The 16,473-nt window shown below is 69.7% G+C and carries 12 protein-coding genes; 5 read left to right on the plus strand and 7 right to left on the minus strand.

The window, feature by feature from the left end; translation table 11 throughout:
• Nucleotides 1–89: 89 nt before the first annotated feature.
• The 3 genes from JIN95_RS07900 (at nucleotide 90) to JIN95_RS07910 (ending at nucleotide 6,741) form a co-directional block, all read left to right on the plus strand.
• Nucleotides 90–2,324: a twin-arginine translocase subunit TatC gene (locus JIN95_RS07900; protein WP_200531029.1), complete on the plus strand. Its 2,235-nt coding sequence runs from the start codon at nucleotides 90–92 to the stop codon at nucleotides 2,322–2,324.
• Between the two features lie 125 nt (nucleotides 2,325–2,449).
• Nucleotides 2,450–5,401 carry an excinuclease ABC subunit UvrA gene (gene uvrA / locus JIN95_RS07905; RefSeq protein WP_200531030.1) on the plus strand — a complete coding sequence of 984 codons (2,952 nt, stop codon included), beginning with the start codon at nucleotides 2,450–2,452 and terminating at the stop codon, nucleotides 5,399–5,401.
• An 80-nt stretch (nucleotides 5,402–5,481) separates the two neighbouring features.
• Nucleotides 5,482–6,741: a magnesium transporter gene (locus tag JIN95_RS07910; protein ID WP_200531031.1), complete on the plus strand. Its 1,260-nt coding sequence runs from the start codon at nucleotides 5,482–5,484 to the stop codon at nucleotides 6,739–6,741.
• A gap of 7 nt (nucleotides 6,742–6,748) precedes the next feature.
• On the opposite strand, the gene JIN95_RS07915 is transcribed toward JIN95_RS07910, so the two are convergent.
• From JIN95_RS07915 to JIN95_RS07930, 4 genes are all read right to left on the minus strand, one after another.
• Nucleotides 6,749–6,994 carry a hypothetical protein gene (locus tag JIN95_RS07915; protein WP_095636743.1) on the minus strand — a complete coding sequence of 82 codons (246 nt, stop codon included), beginning with the start codon at nucleotides 6,992–6,994 and terminating at the stop codon, nucleotides 6,749–6,751.
• Between the two features lie 90 nt (nucleotides 6,995–7,084).
• Complete coding sequence (locus tag JIN95_RS07920; protein WP_200531032.1) at nucleotides 7,085–9,082, minus strand: helix-hairpin-helix domain-containing protein; 1,998 nt, start codon at nucleotides 9,080–9,082, stop codon at nucleotides 7,085–7,087.
• A gap of 178 nt (nucleotides 9,083–9,260) precedes the next feature.
• On the minus strand, nucleotides 9,261–9,590 hold the full coding sequence (locus JIN95_RS07925) for a ferredoxin family protein (protein ID WP_095636741.1): 330 nt from the start codon (nucleotides 9,588–9,590) through the stop codon (nucleotides 9,261–9,263).
• 85 nt (nucleotides 9,591–9,675) lie between these two features.
• On the minus strand, nucleotides 9,676–11,448 hold the full coding sequence (locus tag JIN95_RS07930) for a glutamate--tRNA ligase (RefSeq protein ID WP_200531033.1): 1,773 nt from the start codon (nucleotides 11,446–11,448) through the stop codon (nucleotides 9,676–9,678).
• 368 nt (nucleotides 11,449–11,816) lie between these two features.
• On the opposite strand from JIN95_RS07930, the gene JIN95_RS07935 reads away from it, so the two are divergent.
• Nucleotides 11,817–12,044, plus strand: coding sequence for a hypothetical protein (locus JIN95_RS07935; protein WP_095636739.1), 228 nt, complete (start codon nucleotides 11,817–11,819; stop codon nucleotides 12,042–12,044).
• A 31-nt stretch (nucleotides 12,045–12,075) separates the two neighbouring features.
• Here the strand turns inward: JIN95_RS07935 and surE are convergent, their stop codons facing one another.
• A complete protein-coding gene (gene surE, locus JIN95_RS07940; protein WP_200531034.1) occupies nucleotides 12,076–12,987 on the minus strand; it encodes a 5'/3'-nucleotidase SurE in 912 nt (303 codons plus the stop codon).
• 174 nt (nucleotides 12,988–13,161) lie between these two features.
• Nucleotides 13,162–14,223 (minus strand): glutamine-hydrolyzing carbamoyl-phosphate synthase small subunit, encoded by a 1,062-nt coding sequence (carA, locus tag JIN95_RS07945; protein WP_200531035.1) that lies wholly within the window; start codon nucleotides 14,221–14,223, stop codon nucleotides 13,162–13,164.
• Nucleotides 14,224–14,319: 96 nt separating this feature from the next.
• Here carA and JIN95_RS07950 point away from each other — a divergent pair, with 96 nt between their 5' ends.
• Nucleotides 14,320–14,733, plus strand: a complete 414-nt coding sequence (locus tag JIN95_RS07950) for an Lrp/AsnC family transcriptional regulator (RefSeq protein ID WP_050026908.1) — start codon at nucleotides 14,320–14,322, stop codon at nucleotides 14,731–14,733.
• Between the two features lie 430 nt (nucleotides 14,734–15,163).
• On the opposite strand, the gene icd is transcribed toward JIN95_RS07950, so the two are convergent.
• Nucleotides 15,164–16,426 carry an isocitrate dehydrogenase (NADP(+)) gene (gene icd, locus JIN95_RS07955; protein ID WP_200531036.1) on the minus strand — a complete coding sequence of 421 codons (1,263 nt, stop codon included), beginning with the start codon at nucleotides 16,424–16,426 and terminating at the stop codon, nucleotides 15,164–15,166.
• Between the last annotated feature and the right edge of the window lie 47 nt (nucleotides 16,427–16,473).

The raw sequence follows: 16,473 nt of genomic DNA on the forward strand, positions 1-16,473 counted from the left end.
CCTTTTCGGATAGCGGCGAGCGTCCACCCGGGCGGCGGACGCGAGCGCGGTCGAAAAGGTTGATAACGGCGACGGACTTCCGGTCCCGTATGGCGAGTGCCCTCGACGAGGATACCCAGCAGTCGCTCGCGGAGGGACGCGAGTCTGCGAAGGCCTTCCTCCGGTCGGTTCAGAAAGACCTCCAGAAGGTGTTCGTCGTCTTCCTGCTGGGATTCCTCGCGACGTTCTGGGCGCTCCGCGTGTACGTCTGGGACTTCCTCTTTGCCGTCACGCAGGCGAACATGTCCCCCGAGGTCGCCGCGGCCTCCGACGTGATCGCGACGACCCCGTTCGAGGTGATCCTCCTGCAGGCGAAGATCGGGCTGATCGTGGGCGTGATCTTCGCGATTCCGCCCTTCATCTACGTCGCTCGCGACGAGCTCCGCGCCCGCGGGGCGTGGCCGCAGTCGCCGGTCCCGCGCTGGAAGCTCGCCGGGATCGCGCTCCTCGGGTTCGGGCTGTTCGGGGTCGGCGTCGCCTACGGGATCTACGCGTTCTTCCCGATCATGTTCTCCTTCCTCGCCGGCTTCGGGCTGGAGGCCGGACTCCAGCCCACTTACGGGATCGTGATGTGGACGGAGTTCATCGTCTTCCTCTCGCTCTCCTTCGGGCTCGCCGGCCAGATGCCGCTTCTGATCACCGGGCTCTCTTACTCCGGGATCGTTCAGTACGAGACGTTCCGCGACAAGTGGCGCTACGCGGTCGTCGCAATCTTCGTCTTCGGCGCCCTCTTCTCGCCGCCGGACCCGTTCACGCAGCTGATGTGGGCGTTCCCGCTGATCGCCTTATACGGCTTCAGCCTCTACCTCGCGAAGCTCGTCGTCACGGCCAAGCGGAGCTCCGACCGCATCGACGTGCTCGGCGCCGCGCGGAACCACTGGAACGTCGTGGGCGGCGCGGCCGTCCTCGGCGGCGGGATCGTGTACGCCTTCTACGAGTACGGCGGGCGCAGCGCCGTCAACGACCTCCTCCGGCTCGTCGGCAGCGACTGGCGCTTCCTCGAACCGGGCGCCGGGCTCGGCACCGACCCCGCGACGGCGGCCGGGATCTACGCCGTGGCGTGGGCGATCGCGTTTGTCGCGGTCGCGACGCTGTGGGCCGTCTACGCCGACCTCGACACGACGAGCGCGGGGTACCAGTACGGCGACCCCGCCGCCATCGACGTGAGCGAACTCGACGCGGCCGGCGTGCGCGCCGCCCCCGACGACGCCTTCGCGGAGATGGATGAGGAGGAGTCGCTCGCGCTCGCGCAGGCCGCGATCGACGACGACGAGCCCGAGAAGGCCCAGGCGATCCTCGACCGGTTCGACGCGGTACACGACGGTGACGGCGACGGCGACGGCAGCGAGGCCGACCCCGACGCCGACGCGACCGGGTCCGGAGGCGGCGGCGCGGGCGGTGCCGGCGGCGACGGGCTGATGGGGACCGTCCAGGACCGGACCTCTCGGGCCAGTTCCACGTTCCTCTCCGAGCTCACCGACGGCGACGAGGAGGAGGCCGAAGACGACATCGGCGGCTACTACAAAGACCTCAAGTTCATCTTCGACTCCCTGCGCTCGCGGTCGTTCCGGCTCGTCGCCGTCTTCGGCGGCGTGATGGCGGCCGCGTTCACGTGGCTCTACCTCGGCGGGCTCGCGACGGTGCGAAACGACCTGGAGTCCCGCGTCCCGGCCGAGGTCGACGGCGGGATCAGCATCATCACGCTCCACCCGGTCGAGGCGCTGATCTTCATGGTGAAGTTCTCGGTGCTGCTCGGGATCGTCGCCGTGTTCCCGGTCGCACTCTACTACGCGTGGCCCGCCCTCCGCGAGCGCGGCTTCGTCGCCGGACGGATCTGGACGGTGTACCTCTGGACCGGAGCGCTGTTCGCCGGGCTGATCGGCGGCTTCGCGCTCGGGTACTCCTACATCGCCCCCGGGATCATCGGCTGGCTCGTCACCGACGCCAAGCTGGCGAACATGATCATCACCTACCAGGTGAGCGACTTCCTCTGGCTCGTCATCTACACCACCGTCGGGATCGGCTTCCTCGCGGACATCCCGATCGCGATGCTCCTGTTGAACAACGCCGGGATCCCGTACCGGGTCTTCCGGAATCGCTGGCGCGAGGTCACCGTCGGGATCCTGCTGTTCGCGGCGGTGTTCACCCCCGCGGACGTGATCACGATGATCCTCGCGACGCTCCCGCTGATGGCGGCGTACGGCGTCGGCGTCGGGGTCCTGTTCCTCGTCACGTTCGGCGGCCGGCGGAACCTCTCGCCGCCCTCGGAGCTCGTCGGGCGCTGACGGGCGCTCGGGCTCCGATCCGGTCCACTTCCCTTCTCACCGCGCCGAAGACCGCCGTCCCGTCAGCCCCGCAGACCGCCGAGACCGACGGGTATTCCCGCGCGCGCACGAAACGGGGGCACAAGATGAGCAAGGACTACATCGAGGTCCGCGGCGCCGAGGAGCACAACCTCAAGGACCTCGACGTCCGGATCCCGCGCGAGGAGTTCACCGTCGTCACCGGGCTCTCCGGGTCGGGGAAGTCGTCGCTCGCGTTCGACACCGTCTACGCCGAGGGGCAGCGCCGCTACATCGAGTCGCTGTCGGCGTACGCCCGCAACTTCCTCGGGCAGATGGACAAACCGCAGGTGGAGTCGGTCGAGGGGCTTTCCCCCGCGATCTCGATCGACCAGAAGAACGCCGCGAACAACCCCCGCTCGACCGTGGGGACCGTCACCGAACTGCACGACTACCTCCGACTGTTGTACGCCCGGATCGGCACCCAGTACGACCCCGTCACCGGCGAGGAGGTCGGCGAGCAGTCCGCACAGGACATGGTGAACCAGATCCTCGACCTCCCCGAGGGGACCCGCGCGAAGGTGGCCGCGCCGGTCGTCCGCGACCAGAAGGGGGCCTTCGAGGAGCTGTTCGAGGAGCTCGTCGCCGACGGGTACGCCCGGGTCGAGGTCGACGGCGAGCCGGTCGACCTGACCTTGGACGACCCGGAGCTCGACGAGAACTATGACCACACGATCGACGTGATCGTCGACCGCGTGACGGTCTCGCCCGACGCGAGCTCGCGGATCACGGACTCCGTGGAGACCGCCCTAGAGGAGGCCGACGGCGCCCTCAAGCTGATCGTCCCCGACCCGCCCGAGGACGTTCCCTTCGCCTCGAACGCGCGCTCGACCGGGTCGCTGGCCGCGGACGCCGAGGGCGACGACCGGCTCGTCGTCGAGTTCTCCGAGGAGCTCGGCAACCCCAACTCCGACGTGCAGTTCTCCGCGATCGAGACGCGCTCGTTCTCCTTCAACAGCCCCTACGGCGCCTGTCCCGAGTGCGAGGGGATCGGCTCGACGAAGGAGGTCGACGAGGGCCTCGTGATCGAGGACCCCTCGAAAGCCCTCAAGAACGTCTTCGAACCGTGGAGCTACGACCGCACCTACTACTCCCGCCAGCTCGACAACGTCGCGGACCACTTCGGGGTCTCGCTGGACACGCCCTTCGAGGAGCTCGACGAGTCGATCCGGCGCCAGTTCCTCTACGGCACCGACGACCTGGTCCACTTCGAGTGGACGACGAAGAACGGCACCCGCGAGAAGACCGAGCGCTTCGAGGGGGTCATCCCGAACTTAGAGCGCCGTCACGTCGAGACCGACTCCGAGCGCGCCCGCGACCACATCGAGGAGTACATGGCCGTGACGACGTGCCCGGAGTGTGAGGGCACCCGCCTGAAGGAGCAGTCGCGGCACGTGCTCGTCGCCGGCACCGCGATCACAGAGGTCAACGAGATGTCGATCGCGGAGGCGCGCGAGCACTTCGAGGGGATGGAGGCCGAACTGAACGAGCGCGACACGACGATCGCCGAGGAGATCTTAAAGGAGATCCGCGCGCGGCTCGGCTTCATGGAGGAGGTCGGCTTAGAGTACCTCACGCTCGATCGGGAGGCGTCGACCCTCTCCGGCGGCGAGAGCCAGCGCATCCGGCTCGCGACGCAGGTCGGGTCGGGGCTCGTCGGCGTGCTGTACGTGTTGGACGAGCCCTCCATCGGGCTCCACCAGCGCGACAACGACCGCCTGCTGAACACCCTGGCGGGGCTCCGCGACCTCGGCAACACCCTCGTCGTCGTCGAGCACGACGAGGAGACGATGCGCCGCGCCGACGAGATCATCGACATGGGCCCCGGCCCCGGCAAGCGCGGCGGCGAAGTGGTTGCGCAGGGCGACTTCGACGACGTGATCGACGCCGACGAGTCGATCACGGGCGACTACCTCGCGGGCCGCAAGGAGATCCCGGTGCCCGACGAGCGCCGCGAGCCGGACGGGGAGCTGACCGTGCGCGGCGCCCGCCAGCACAACCTCAAGGACCTCGACGTGTCGATTCCGCTCGGCACGCTGACGACCGTCACCGGCGTCTCCGGCTCCGGGAAGTCGACGCTCGTCAACGACATCCTGTACAAGGGGCTCGCCCGCGAGATGAACGACAACACCTCGGTCGACCCCGGGGCACACGACGCGATCGACGGGGTGGACGAGATCGAGACGGTGCGGCTCATCGACCAGTCGCCGATCGGGCGGACGCCGCGCTCGAACCCCGCCACGTACACCGACGTGTTCGACTACGTCCGGGAGCTGTTCGCGGAGACCAAGCTCGCGAAGCGCCGCGGCTACGAGAAGGGTCGCTTCTCCTTTAACGTGAAGGGCGGGCGCTGCGAGGAGTGCGGCGGCCAGGGGACCGTGAAGATCGAGATGAACTTCCTCTCGGACGTGTACGTCCCCTGCGAGGAGTGCGGCGGGGCGCGGTACAACGACGAGACGCTCGACGTGGAGTACAAGGGCGCGACCATCTCCGACGTGCTCGACATGAGCGTCGACGAGGCGTACGACTTCTTCGAGAGCCACCAGGGGCTCCAGCGCCGCCTGAAGCTGCTGAAGGACGTGGGGCTCGGCTACATGGAGCTGGGCCAGCCCTCCACCACGCTCTCCGGCGGCGAGGCGCAGCGCGTGAAGCTCGCCGAGGAGCTGGGCAAGAAGGCGACCGGCGACACCCTCTACCTGCTCGACGAGCCGACGACGGGGCTCCACAAGGCGGACGAGCGCAAGCTGATCGACGTGCTCCACCGGCTCGTCGACGCCGGCAACACGGTGGTCGTCATCGAACACGAGCTCGACCTCGTCAAGAACGCCGACCGCGTGATCGATCTGGGTCCCGAGGGCGGCGACGGCGGCGGCGAGCTGGTCGCGAGCGGGACGCCGGAAGCGGTCGCCCGCGAGGAGGACTCGCACACCGGGCGGTACCTGCGGGACCTGCTTCCGGACGTCGACCTCGAAGGCCCCCGCGACGACCGTCGGAAGCCGGCTGTGGCCGACGACGACTGAGCCCGGCGCTCGGCGGCGACCGCGAGACGCGCGATGCCGCCGTCCGGCACCGTTTAGTGCGACTCTCGTGACGGCCGCGTATGAGCAGCCAGACGACCGACGTACAGGAGGCGATCGCGATGTCGCCGGAGCCGGCGGCGGAGTTCGCGTCGCTGCCGCGACGCGAGCGACGGGACGTCTTCTTCGCGCTCTCGGAGAGCGCGCGCGAGGCGGTCGCGACCGGCATGACCCCGGAACAGCTGGAGTCGTTCGTCGACCCGCTCGACCCGGACGAGATAACCGACGCGCTCGGCTACGTCGACGAGGAGACACGCGAGGCGGTCCTCACCAGCCTCGACAACAGTCGACGCGAGAAGGTCGACTTCCTGTTGTCGTTCGATCCCGAGAGCGCCGCCGGGGTGATGACGCTCGATTACGTCACCGTCGACGCCGGTCGGTCGTTCGCGGAGGTGACGGAGCGGGTGCGTCGCTTCGAGGAGCGAACCGGGAAGGTGCCGACGATATTCGTCACCGACGGCGACGAGCTGCTCGGCGAGCTCCCCGGTGCGGCGCTCTCCGTCGCCGACGCGGCGTCGGAGTCGATACCCGACCACGTCCGGGAGACGCCGTCGGTCAGGTACGACCGGGAGGACGAGGAGGTGCTGGAGGTGTTCCGGCAGAACAGCGAGCGGACCGTGGCCGTGCTCGACGAGGAGAACGACATCCTCGGCGTTATCCACGCCGAGGACCTGCTGCGGCTGATCGACGAGGCGGCGGGCGAGACGCTCTACGAGTTCACCGGCGTCGCGGAGGAGGAGAGCGTCCTCGACGGGCCGGTCGAGAAGGTCCGGCGGCGGTACAAGTGGCTCATCCTCAACCTCGGCACCGCGTTCATGGCCGCGGCGGTGGTCGGGCTGTTCGAGTCGACGATCGCCGCCGTCGCGATCCTCGCCGCCTACATGCCGGTGGTCGCGGGGATGGGCGGGAACGCCGGCACGCAGTCGATGGCGGTCACCGTCCGCGGGATCTCGCTCGGGCAGGTGTCGCTTTCGACCGGGAAGCGGGTCATCGCGAACGAGGCGATCGCCGGCGCGGTCAACGGGCTCATCACCGGCGCCCTGGTCGCGGTCATCGCGACCGCCTTCTCGTACGGTGAATTCGGAATCCTGCTCGGCGCCGTGATCGGCGTGTCGATGGTCGCGAACCTCGTCATCGCCGGCTTCTTCGGCGCGCTCACGCCGCTCGTCCTCGACAAGCTCGGGTACGACCCGGCGACCTCGGCGACGATCTTCATCACCACCGCGACCGACGTGCTCGGCTTCTTCGTCTTCCTCGGGCTGGCCGGGGCGGTGCTGCTGTAGGCCTCTGTCACCCGGCGGCCGGGCTCGTCTCGCGTTGTCCGCCGACGGCGGCGAGGGCGAGCGCGAGCAGGTCGAACAGGACCATGCCGACGATCCCGAACCCGAGCAGCGCGGCGACGCCGAGCGCCGCGACGGCGAGGGCGACGAGCGCGCGGGCGACGCGGGAGAGACCGGTGACCGACAGCGAGACCCGGTGGCCGACGACGAGCTGGACCGCGCCGAGGAGGACTGCGAGCGGGGTGACGGCCGGCATGGGAGCCGTTTCGCGGGACCGACACCTGAAGCTGATGGTGGTCACGCGGGGTCGAACGGGGGTCGTCGTCGGTGTGACCCACTCACCGCCTCAGAACTTCTCCAGGAGGTCCCCGTAGAAGTCCCCTCCACGGTCCTCTGCGAGCTTCTCGACGATGAGTTCCGGGGTCGACCGCGCGAGGTGCCCCTTCTTCGGCGAGCGGTTCACCCGGAGCTCGCCGTCGACGAGCCCGGCCGCCTCGATCCCGTCGACGGCGACCTCGAAGTCGGCGGCGTCCCGGATCTCGCGGGCCAGGTGGGAGACGAAGACGGCGGTGGCGTCCTGCTCGTCGAGCGCCTCTAGGATGCCGGCGATGATCTTCGCGGAGGCGCCCGGCTCCGTGATCGACTCCAGCTCGTCGACGAGGACGAGCCGCCCGTCGGCGCCCTCGACGAGGTCGCCGAAGTCCCGGAGGGTCGCCTCGAACGCGCCGGCGTCGAGGGTCCCCTGCGATTTCGCGTAGTAGTGGACCTCCTCGAAGCGCTCGACGGTCGCCGACTCGGCGGGGACGGGCATCCCCATCTGGGCCAGCACGACGACGAGCGCCACCAGGTCGAGGGTGGAGGTCTTCCCGCCGGAGTTGACCCCCGAGAGGAGCGTCGCGCCCGACACCGCGTAGTCGATCGGCTCCACGTCCACGAAGTCGACGTCGAGGAGGGGGGAGCGCCCGCCCTCGATGCGGAACCCCTTCGCGTCGCCGGCGGCGGTCTCCTCCGGTCCGACGACCTCCGGCATGACGCAGTCGAAGTCGCGCGCGAACCGCGCGATCGCCAGCTCCACGTCGAGTTCGAGGGCGTCGCGCACGAGCGTCTCCACGGGCTCCCGCAGGTCGCCGAGGTCGCTCGCCAGTTCGGACTTGAGCCGGGCCGCCCGCCGGTCCCGCGCCGCCGAGAGCTCGGTTCGGAGCCGGGAGACCGCGCTCTCCTCGTGTTCGACCGGGAAGGAGGGGTCGCCGCCGAAGACGCGGTCCGCGAGCTCCGCCTCCCCGGGCTCCAAGCGGAGCGCGTCCGCGAGGTGCTCGCGGGCGCGCTCGATCGCCTCGTCGTACTCGTCGGCCAGCTCGCGGTCCAGGAGGGAGTCGACGCGGGCGCCCTGCTCGACCAAGGAGAGGAAGTCGGTCCCCTCGATCGTCACGTCGCGCTCGCGGATCGCCTCCCTGAGCCGGTCGTCCGCGACCGATTCGGCGGTCGACACCGCGGCGTCGAGGTCGTCGACGGCGGCCGTCAGCCGGTCCAGCTCCGCGTCGCCGACGACCGTCCCGTCGTCGTCGAGCCGCGCGAGCGCGTCGCGGAGGCGGTCGAGGTCGGCCGCTGGCGAGAGGTCCGCCGCCTCGTGGACCGCCGCGGCGGCCTCCAGCCGCTCGCGGTTCGCGGCGAAGAAGGCGAGCAGTCGCTCCGGAACCGTCTCTGCGGGGGTCTCTAAGGCGTCCGGGCGGACGTGCACGTCGCCCTCGACGTCGAGCCCGGCGAACGCCTCGTCTAAGACGATCACGGTCGCGTACGACCGCGCGAGCTCGGAGACGTCGCGTGCCTCCTCGACCGTCTCGACCGACAGCTCCGGGACCGCCGACTCGGCACGGGCGAGGGTCTCGGCGTCGGCCGTCGCGAGACAGCGGTCTCGCACCCGAACCGTCGGCGGGTCAGTCAGGGGTTTGACCCCGGCGAGCGCCTCCCGGACCGCGGGATCCGGCTCTCGCTCCGTCGCCGCCTCGGCGAACGACTGCGCCTCCTCGATCCGCGAAGCCGAGCCGCTCGGGTAGAACGTCTCCAGCCGCTTGGCGGCGTAGTCGGTGACGGTGCGCTCGCGCAGCAGGTCGATCGCCTCTCGATACACCTCGCGGGCGCGGTCGGTCGCCAGCACGCGCCCGTCATCGCCGTGTCGCCGGCGGATCGCGCCGCGCGCGATGCGGGCCGCGCGGGCCTCGTTGACGCCGGGCGCGCGGGCGATCGCGGCCACGTCGCCGGACTCGACTGTCGCGACCGGGTCGTCGAGCTCGCGCAGCGCCGCGGCCGTCTTCGCGCCGACGCCGGGGATCGCCTCCAACTCCATCTGTCCGCGGATATCGCGGCAACGCGCAAAAGGATAGGGGGTGTCGGCGCGCGCCTGCGCGGTCGCCGGCGGCTTGCCGCCGGCCGGGGCTTTGCGGGGTTCGCCGTCGATCCGCAGTCAGCCGGTTATCGCTCACCACGGAGGTCGAAAATCGCCCGCGCCCCACCCACTCGATCGCTTATAACCGGTTCTCGCGGCCGGGATCGACGTCGATCGCGTCGACCGGGCAGACGTCGACGCAGAGCATGCAGTCGATACACTGGTCCTCGTCGGCGGGGTTCGCCTTGCGCTCGGACTCCGGATGCCCCGGCGTGTCCACCCACTCGAAGACGTCGACCGGACAGTCCTCAAGACACGCGCCGTCGGCGAGGCAGATGTCGAAGTCGACGGCGACGTGGGTGCCGCGGATCCCCTGCTTCTCCGGCGGCTCGACGGGCCCCCAGACGGCGACGCCGTCCTCCTCGCCGACTTGCTCCCGGTTCTGTTCGAAGTTCGAGTCGATGGCCATCTTGCCCGTGATTCGGTGCTCGGGGGTTTAAACTCCGCGACGCGGTCCGGAAGACGGAGACCATTCAGCGCGACGACGACCCGACTCAGGGGTGCGCGTAGTACGCCAGCAGGTCCTCCTCGCCGTTGGGTCCGTCCGGCTCGTCGGTCGCCGCGGGACCGAACGCGTCGATCCGGGCGAAGCCGACGCGCACGAACTGGACGACCGTGTCGGGATCGACGTCGGCGAGCGCGGGCTCCGCGATCCCCCGCACGTCGCCGTCGACGGTGCGGAGGAGCGTGTCGAGCCCCTCCTCGACCGGCGCCCAGTGGATCACGTCCACGCCGCCCTCGCGGACCACGTCGATGTCGGCGTCGACGAAGACCAGCTCGTCGCCCTCGTACCGGACGCAGCCGTACCCCTTGAGCCAGACGCGCTCGCCCTCGCTCGGGAGGTCCGGGGACTCGATCGCGACCCGGCCGGCGGGCACCTCGCGGTCACCGCGGTCGGCGTGCTCGGGGTGGAGCGGCGGGTGGCCCGCCTCGGGCGCGGGCGCGTCGCCGTCGACGATCGGCAGCTCCACGGCGGGCGCGTCGTCGCGGTCGCGCACGAGGAAGTAGCGGTTCGCCCCGTCGTCGACCAGGTCGCGGTTGTTCGCGTAGACGGAGGACATCGCCAGGTCGACGTCCGAGGTGGACATCCCCAGTTCGGTCATCGAGTCGACGAGGGCCTGCCCCTGAATGCCGCGGCGGCGCATCGACCGAATGGTCGGCGCGCGCGGGTCGTCCCACCCGGTCAGCTCGCCGGTCTCGATCAGCTCCTTGATCGTCGAGGTGGAGAGCTTCACGTCGTACTCGTCGACCTGCACGTGGCCCCAGTGGAGCACCTCGGGGTACTCCCAGCCGAAGTAGTCGTAGACGAACCGCTGGCGCTTCGCGGAGTCCTGGAGGTCGATCCCGCGGATGATGTGCGTGACGCCCGTGAGGTGGTCGTCGACGCCCGACTGGAAGTCGAGCATGGGCCAGCACCGGTACTCCGCCGCCGCCTCGCGCGGGTGCGGCGTGTCGATCATCCGGAAGGCGACCCAGTCGCGCAGGGCGGGGTTCTTGTGTTCGATGTCGGTCCGGACGCGGAGGACCATCTCGCCGGCCGAGTACTCGCCGTCGATCATGGCGTCGAACTCCTCGCGGACCGTCTCGGCGTCCTTCTCGCGGTGCGGGCACGGCTCGCCGTCGTTCTTCAGCGCCGAGAACGCCTCGCCGGAACACGAGCAGGTGTACGCGCCGCCGGCGTCGATCAGTTCGCGGGCGTGGTCGTAGTAGGTCTCCAGCCGGTCGGAGGCGCGGAGCACCCGGTCCGGCTCGAAGCCGAGGTACTCGATGTCCCCTAAGATGGCGTCGTACGCGTCCAGATCGGGTCGTTTCGTCTCGGGGTCGGTGTCGTCGAACCGGCAGATGAACTCGCCGTCGTAGCGCTCCTTGTACGTCCCGATGACTGCGGGCATCCGCGCGTGGCCGACGTGCCACGGGCCGTTCGGGTTCGGCGCGGCGCGCATCACGACCTCGCCAGCCTCGGCGTTCGGGAGGTCGGGGAGGACGTGTTCGTCCGCCTCGTCGTCGGCCTCCAGCTCCGCGAGCTTGTCGGGCGCGAGCTCGCCGAGCCGCTCCCGGCGCTCCGCCTCGTCCATGCCGGCGACCCGGTTCACGATCGGCGCGACGACGCCGGGGATCTCGTCGCCGTGCGGTCGGAACTCGGGGTTCTCGCCCATCAGCGGGCCCATGATGGCGCCCACGTCCGGGTCGCTGCCGTGTTTGAGCGCGTTGAACAGCGCGGCGGCCTCGCCGGCCGCCTCGACGCGCTCGCGGAGTTCGTCGTCCATGCGTCCCGCTTGTCGGGGTCGGCTCAAAAGCGCCGCGGAACGGCGCCCGAAGGAGCGGCTCCCGCGAAACGGGGCCGTCGGGACCGCGGGTAGGGGTGTCGGAGACGTGGACCCGGATCGGCTTAAACAGTCGAGACCGTTCACGGCGGTAGCCCACCGTTACCGGCGTGAACGGTCGAGAGGCTTATCAGGACGCGACGACGTAGGTGTGCGGATCGATCGCAAGGTCGCGCTCGTCCGCCCTCAACTCCGCAGTCGCCCGACCGGCTCCGCCGGGTTGATATCGGGGCGAGCCGTGGGTGGCCCATGGACACGGGAGCGATCGAGGCCCGAGCGCGGACCGCGGGGGGATCGGCGTGGTAGGGCCCATGTCGGAGGCGGAGCGCGACGCCGGAAACCGGCGGATAAAGGCGGTCATCCTCCTCGTCGTGGCGGTGTCGCCGCCGCTCATCTCGCTCCAGTTCGACCCCTCCCCGATCGAACTGCTCGCCGCGCTCGGCGTCGGCGTCGCGTTGGGACTGGTCGTCGTGTGGTACCTCGGCCGGTTGGGGAGGGAGTTCACCGGCGGTTCGCGGCGGCCGGGCCGGCGGCGCTGAGGTCGGGGGAGCACCGAGAAATTTTCGTCCGTCAGTCCTGTTCGATCCGCGAGGCCGCCGATTCGGGCGCCGCCCGCTCGACGACCTCGCCCGCGCGGTCGCCGGCGATCGACCGCGACGACGACAGCGGGGAGATGCTCACCTCGCCCTCGACCGCCGCGAGCCGGTCGGAGCCGGGATCGTCGGCGATGTCGCCGCGGAGGAACTCCCGCCAGAAGCGGTCGCGGAGCTCCATCCCCATCTCCCCGCGCCGCTCGCTGAACTTCCAGTCGTCGGGGACGTTCTCGTCTTCCGGGGCCTCGTCGCCCGGCCGGAACTCGATCACGTCGAAGCCGCGCGCGGGTTCGGTCAACCGGTAGGTCGGATCCGCGGCCGCCTCGTCGTCGGCCGCGGGCACGTTGACGTTCAGCACGTCGGCGCCGAACGGGAGCGCGAGGGGAGAACCGTCGGCGTTCGCGTCGCCCCCGACCTCGGCGCGGGCGAGCAGGTCGGCGACGACCTCGCCGGCGACCGCGAAGTCGTCGTTGTCGAGCGTCGGCGGAACGGGGAGGTTGCCGCGGTCGTACAGCGACACCGCGATCGCCGGCGTGCCGAGGAACGACGCCTCCATCGCGGCCCCGACCGTCCCCGACTGGCCGAGGATGTGCGCGCCGATGTTCGGCCCGTGGTTACAGCCGGAGACGACGACGTCCGGGTCGAGCCCGAGCGCCACGTCCGCGACGGCGACGCAGTCCGCGGGCGTCCCCTCGACCGCGTAGCCGAGGTCGGTCTCGGCGTACTCAACCGTCGTGTCCCACCACGAGCGCGCGCCGCCGACGCCGGACTGGTTGCTCTCGGGCGCGACCACCGTCACGTCGTACTCGCGCGAGAGCGCGTCGGAAAGCGCCCGGAGCCCGACGGCGTCGATGCCGTCGTCGTTGGTGAGGAGGATCTCCGTCGTCATGGCCGTCACTGCGGGGGGACGGCGGAAAACGTCGCCGGTCGCGGGCGGAGAGAGTCGACGGGCGGGAGTGACGGATGAGCGAACGGGGCCGCGAACGTCGGCCGGGTGGTACTCTGGTGGTCAGCGGGAGGGCCCGGAGAGCGGGGCGGGTCGTGCGCGGGGCCGAAGCCGCCGTCAGTCGGCCGCGACGGGGGGCTCCGATCGCGCCAGCTCCAGCACCTCGTCGAAGAAGCCGAGCGAGTCGTGCGGCCCGGGGTTCGCCTCGGGGTGGTACTGGCGGGTGATAACGTCGAGCTCCTCGCTGTCGAGCCCCTCGACGGTGTCGTCGTTGACGTTCACCTGCGTCACCTCGAGCGGGCCGGTGTCGTCGACGGTGTAGCCGTGGTTCTGCGTCGTCATCACGACCTTGTCGGTGCGGAGGTCCTTCACGGGCTGGTTGACGCCGCGGTGGCCGAACGCCATCTTCTCGGTCGAGCCGCCGAGCGCGCTCGTGATCACCTGCTGGCCGAGACAGATGCCGGCCAGCGGGAGGTCGCCCGCGAACTCGTCGACGACCGTCTGGGCGGCGACGAAGTTCTCCGGGTCGCCCGGGCCGTTCGAGACGAACAGCACGTCGGGGTCCACGTCGGCCACGTCCTCGGGGGTCGCGTCGTACGGGAGGACGTGGACGTCGGCGCCGCGCTCGGTGAGCGAGGAGATGATCGAGCCCTTCGCGCCGCAGTCGAGGAGCGCGACGGTGGCGTCTCCGCCGCCCTCGTGGACGGTCGGCTCGGTCACCGACACCTGCGCGCCGATGTCGACGTGGTCGCTCATCGGCTCGCACGCCTCCATCTCCGCGACCGCGTCCTCGGGGGTCGCGTCCGGGCCGGCGGCGATCCCGCAGGCCATCGCGCCCTCCTCGCGGACGGTCGTGACGATCTCGCGGGTGTCGACGTGGTCGACGGCGGGCACGTCCTCGCCGGCGAGCCACTCGGCGACGTCGTCGGTCAGCTCGCGGGCGATCGCCGCGTTCGGCCGGACCGAGTCGGACTCGAACCGTTCGCTTCGGACGCCGTAGTTCCCGATCAGGGGGTACGAGAAGGTGAGGATCTGTTCGGCGTAGGAGGGGTCGGTGAGCGACTCCTCGTAGCCGGTGTACGCGGTCGTGAACACCAGTTCGCCACGGGTGCGCCCCGGCGCACGAGCGCGCGCTTCGAGCACGCGTCCGTCGGCCAGCGCGATGTAGGCGTCCGACATTACGAGAAACGTACGCGCAAAGGGTAATAAATGCGTCGTTCGTAGATTCGTTACGATATTCGTAACGAGTAAGTCGACGGGGCGAAAGGGTCTGGTATGGACGACCTCGATCGCCGGATCCTCTCGATACTGCGACGGGACGCGCGGACCCCCTACACGGAGATCGCGGACCGGGTCGGCACGTCGGAGGGGACGGTCCGCAACCGCGTCGACCGCATGACCGAGGAGGGGATCATCGAGCGGTTCACCGTCACGACCCGCACCGGCAACGTGAAGGCGATGATCGAGATCTCGGTGGAGATGAACGTCGACACCGCCGCCGTCGGCGAACGCATGGTCGACTGGGAGGAGGTGGACTTCGTCTGGCAGGTCTCCGGCGAGGACGACATCGTCCTCGTCGTCGACGCCGTCGACACGCGCGCGGTCAACGAGCTCATCTCGCAGGCGAGGGAGATGGACGAGGTCAAGTCGACGAAGACGCGGCTGATCCTCGACGAGCGGCTGGGGTAGACGAGCGGCGATTCCCTATAAATCGATCTGCGGCGGCGCGTGCCGGTGAGCGCCGCAACGCGGCGCGAACCGCACGCGCGAGGGAGTCGCGGCCGCTTTTAACGCGGCCGCGGCGAGGCTGGGGAGGCATGAGGTGCCGTGCAGCCCCGGACGGGTGTGGCTTTGGAGGCGCTCTCCGGCGATTTGTTGTCAACTATTTATAAGTAGGCGGCCGGAGCTTTGGAGGTGTTCGCCGCCGATCCGCGATCAGCGGTTGTTCATAAACAGCGATGTCTCTCGTGCTCGAAAAAGAATGGAAAACGGCGTCGCGATGACCGCGCTTAGGCGAGCTCGTTGATGTTCCCGGAAATCTCGGATTTCCGGGTGCTCGAAAAGCTCTATGAGAGCTTTTCGATGTCTCCGGCCAGCGGCCGGAGGCTAGAGGACCTGTCTACGACAGGTCCTCGATGTTTTCGACGACGGCGTCGGCGAACTCGCTGGTGGCGAGCTTCTCGCCGCCGTCGATCTGGCGGTGGAGGTCGTAGGTGACCTTCCCCGAGGAGATCGTCTCTTCGACGGCGTCACGCACCAGGTCGGCGGCGTCGTCCCAGCCGAGGTAGTCGAGCATTTCGCGGCCTGAGAGGATCATGGCGGTGGGGTTGACCTTGTCTTCGCCGGCGTACTTGGGCGCGGAGCCGTGGACGGGTTCGGCGAGACAGCGGCCGTGGCCGCGGTTGATCCCGGGCGCGATGCCGAGTCCGCCGATCTGGGCGCCGGCCGCGTCCGAGAAGTAGTCGCCGTTGAGGTTCATCGTCGCCACCACGTCGTACTCGCTCGTCCGCGTGAGCACCTGCTGGAGCATGTTGTCGGCGATGCGGTCTTTGACGACTACGGTGTCCTCGGGCTGTTCGCCGTCGTGCTCGTCCCAGAGCTCGTCTTCGGTGAGCACGTCCTCGCCGTACTCCTCGTCGGCGAGCTCGTAGCCCCAGTCGCGGAAGGCGCCCTCGGTGAACTTCATGATGTTGCCCTTGTGGACGAGGGTGACGGAGTCGCGGTCGTTGGCGAGCGCGTAGTCGATCGCTTCACGGATGAGGCGTTTCGAGCCGAACTCGGAGATGGGCTTGACGCCGATCCCGACGGGACCGTCGTGGATGATGTCGTCGATGCCCATGTCGTCTTCGACGAACTCGCGGACCTGTTCGACCTCGTCGGTGCCGGCCTCCCACTCGATGCCGGCGTACACGTCCTCGGTGTTCTCCCGGAACGTGACCATGTCCATCGCCTCGGGGTTTTTGACGGGCGACGGCACGCCGTCGAGGTGGTAGGTCGGCCGGACGTTCGCGTACATGTCGAGCGTCTTGCGCAGCGCGACGTTCAGCGAGCGGAAGCCCGCGCCCACGGGCGTGGTGAGCGGGCCCTTGATCGCGACGCGGTGGGTCCGGATCGCAGACACCGTGTCCTCGGGCAGATTCTCGCCGTACTTGTCGCGGGCGCTCTCGCCCGCGTAGACGCGCATCCACGCGATCGAACGGCCCGTGGCCTCCGCGGCCGCGTCCAGTACCTTCTGAGCCGCCGGCCCGACGTCAGTCCCGATCCCGTCGCCGTAAATGATCGGAATAATCGGGTTCTCCGGCACCGTCAGCTCTCCCGTCTCCTCGTCCGCCAGCTCGATCGCCTCGCCGTCCGCAGGGACGTCGACCTTCTCGTAGCTCATGAACGTGCGTGCGTTGTCGGACCCGCGTAAAGTGCCTGCCGCTTTGC

This window comes from Halorubrum sp. LN27, from assembly GCF_016635065.1.
GTDB lineage: Archaea > Halobacteriota > Halobacteria > Halobacteriales > Haloferacaceae > Halorubrum > Halorubrum salipaludis.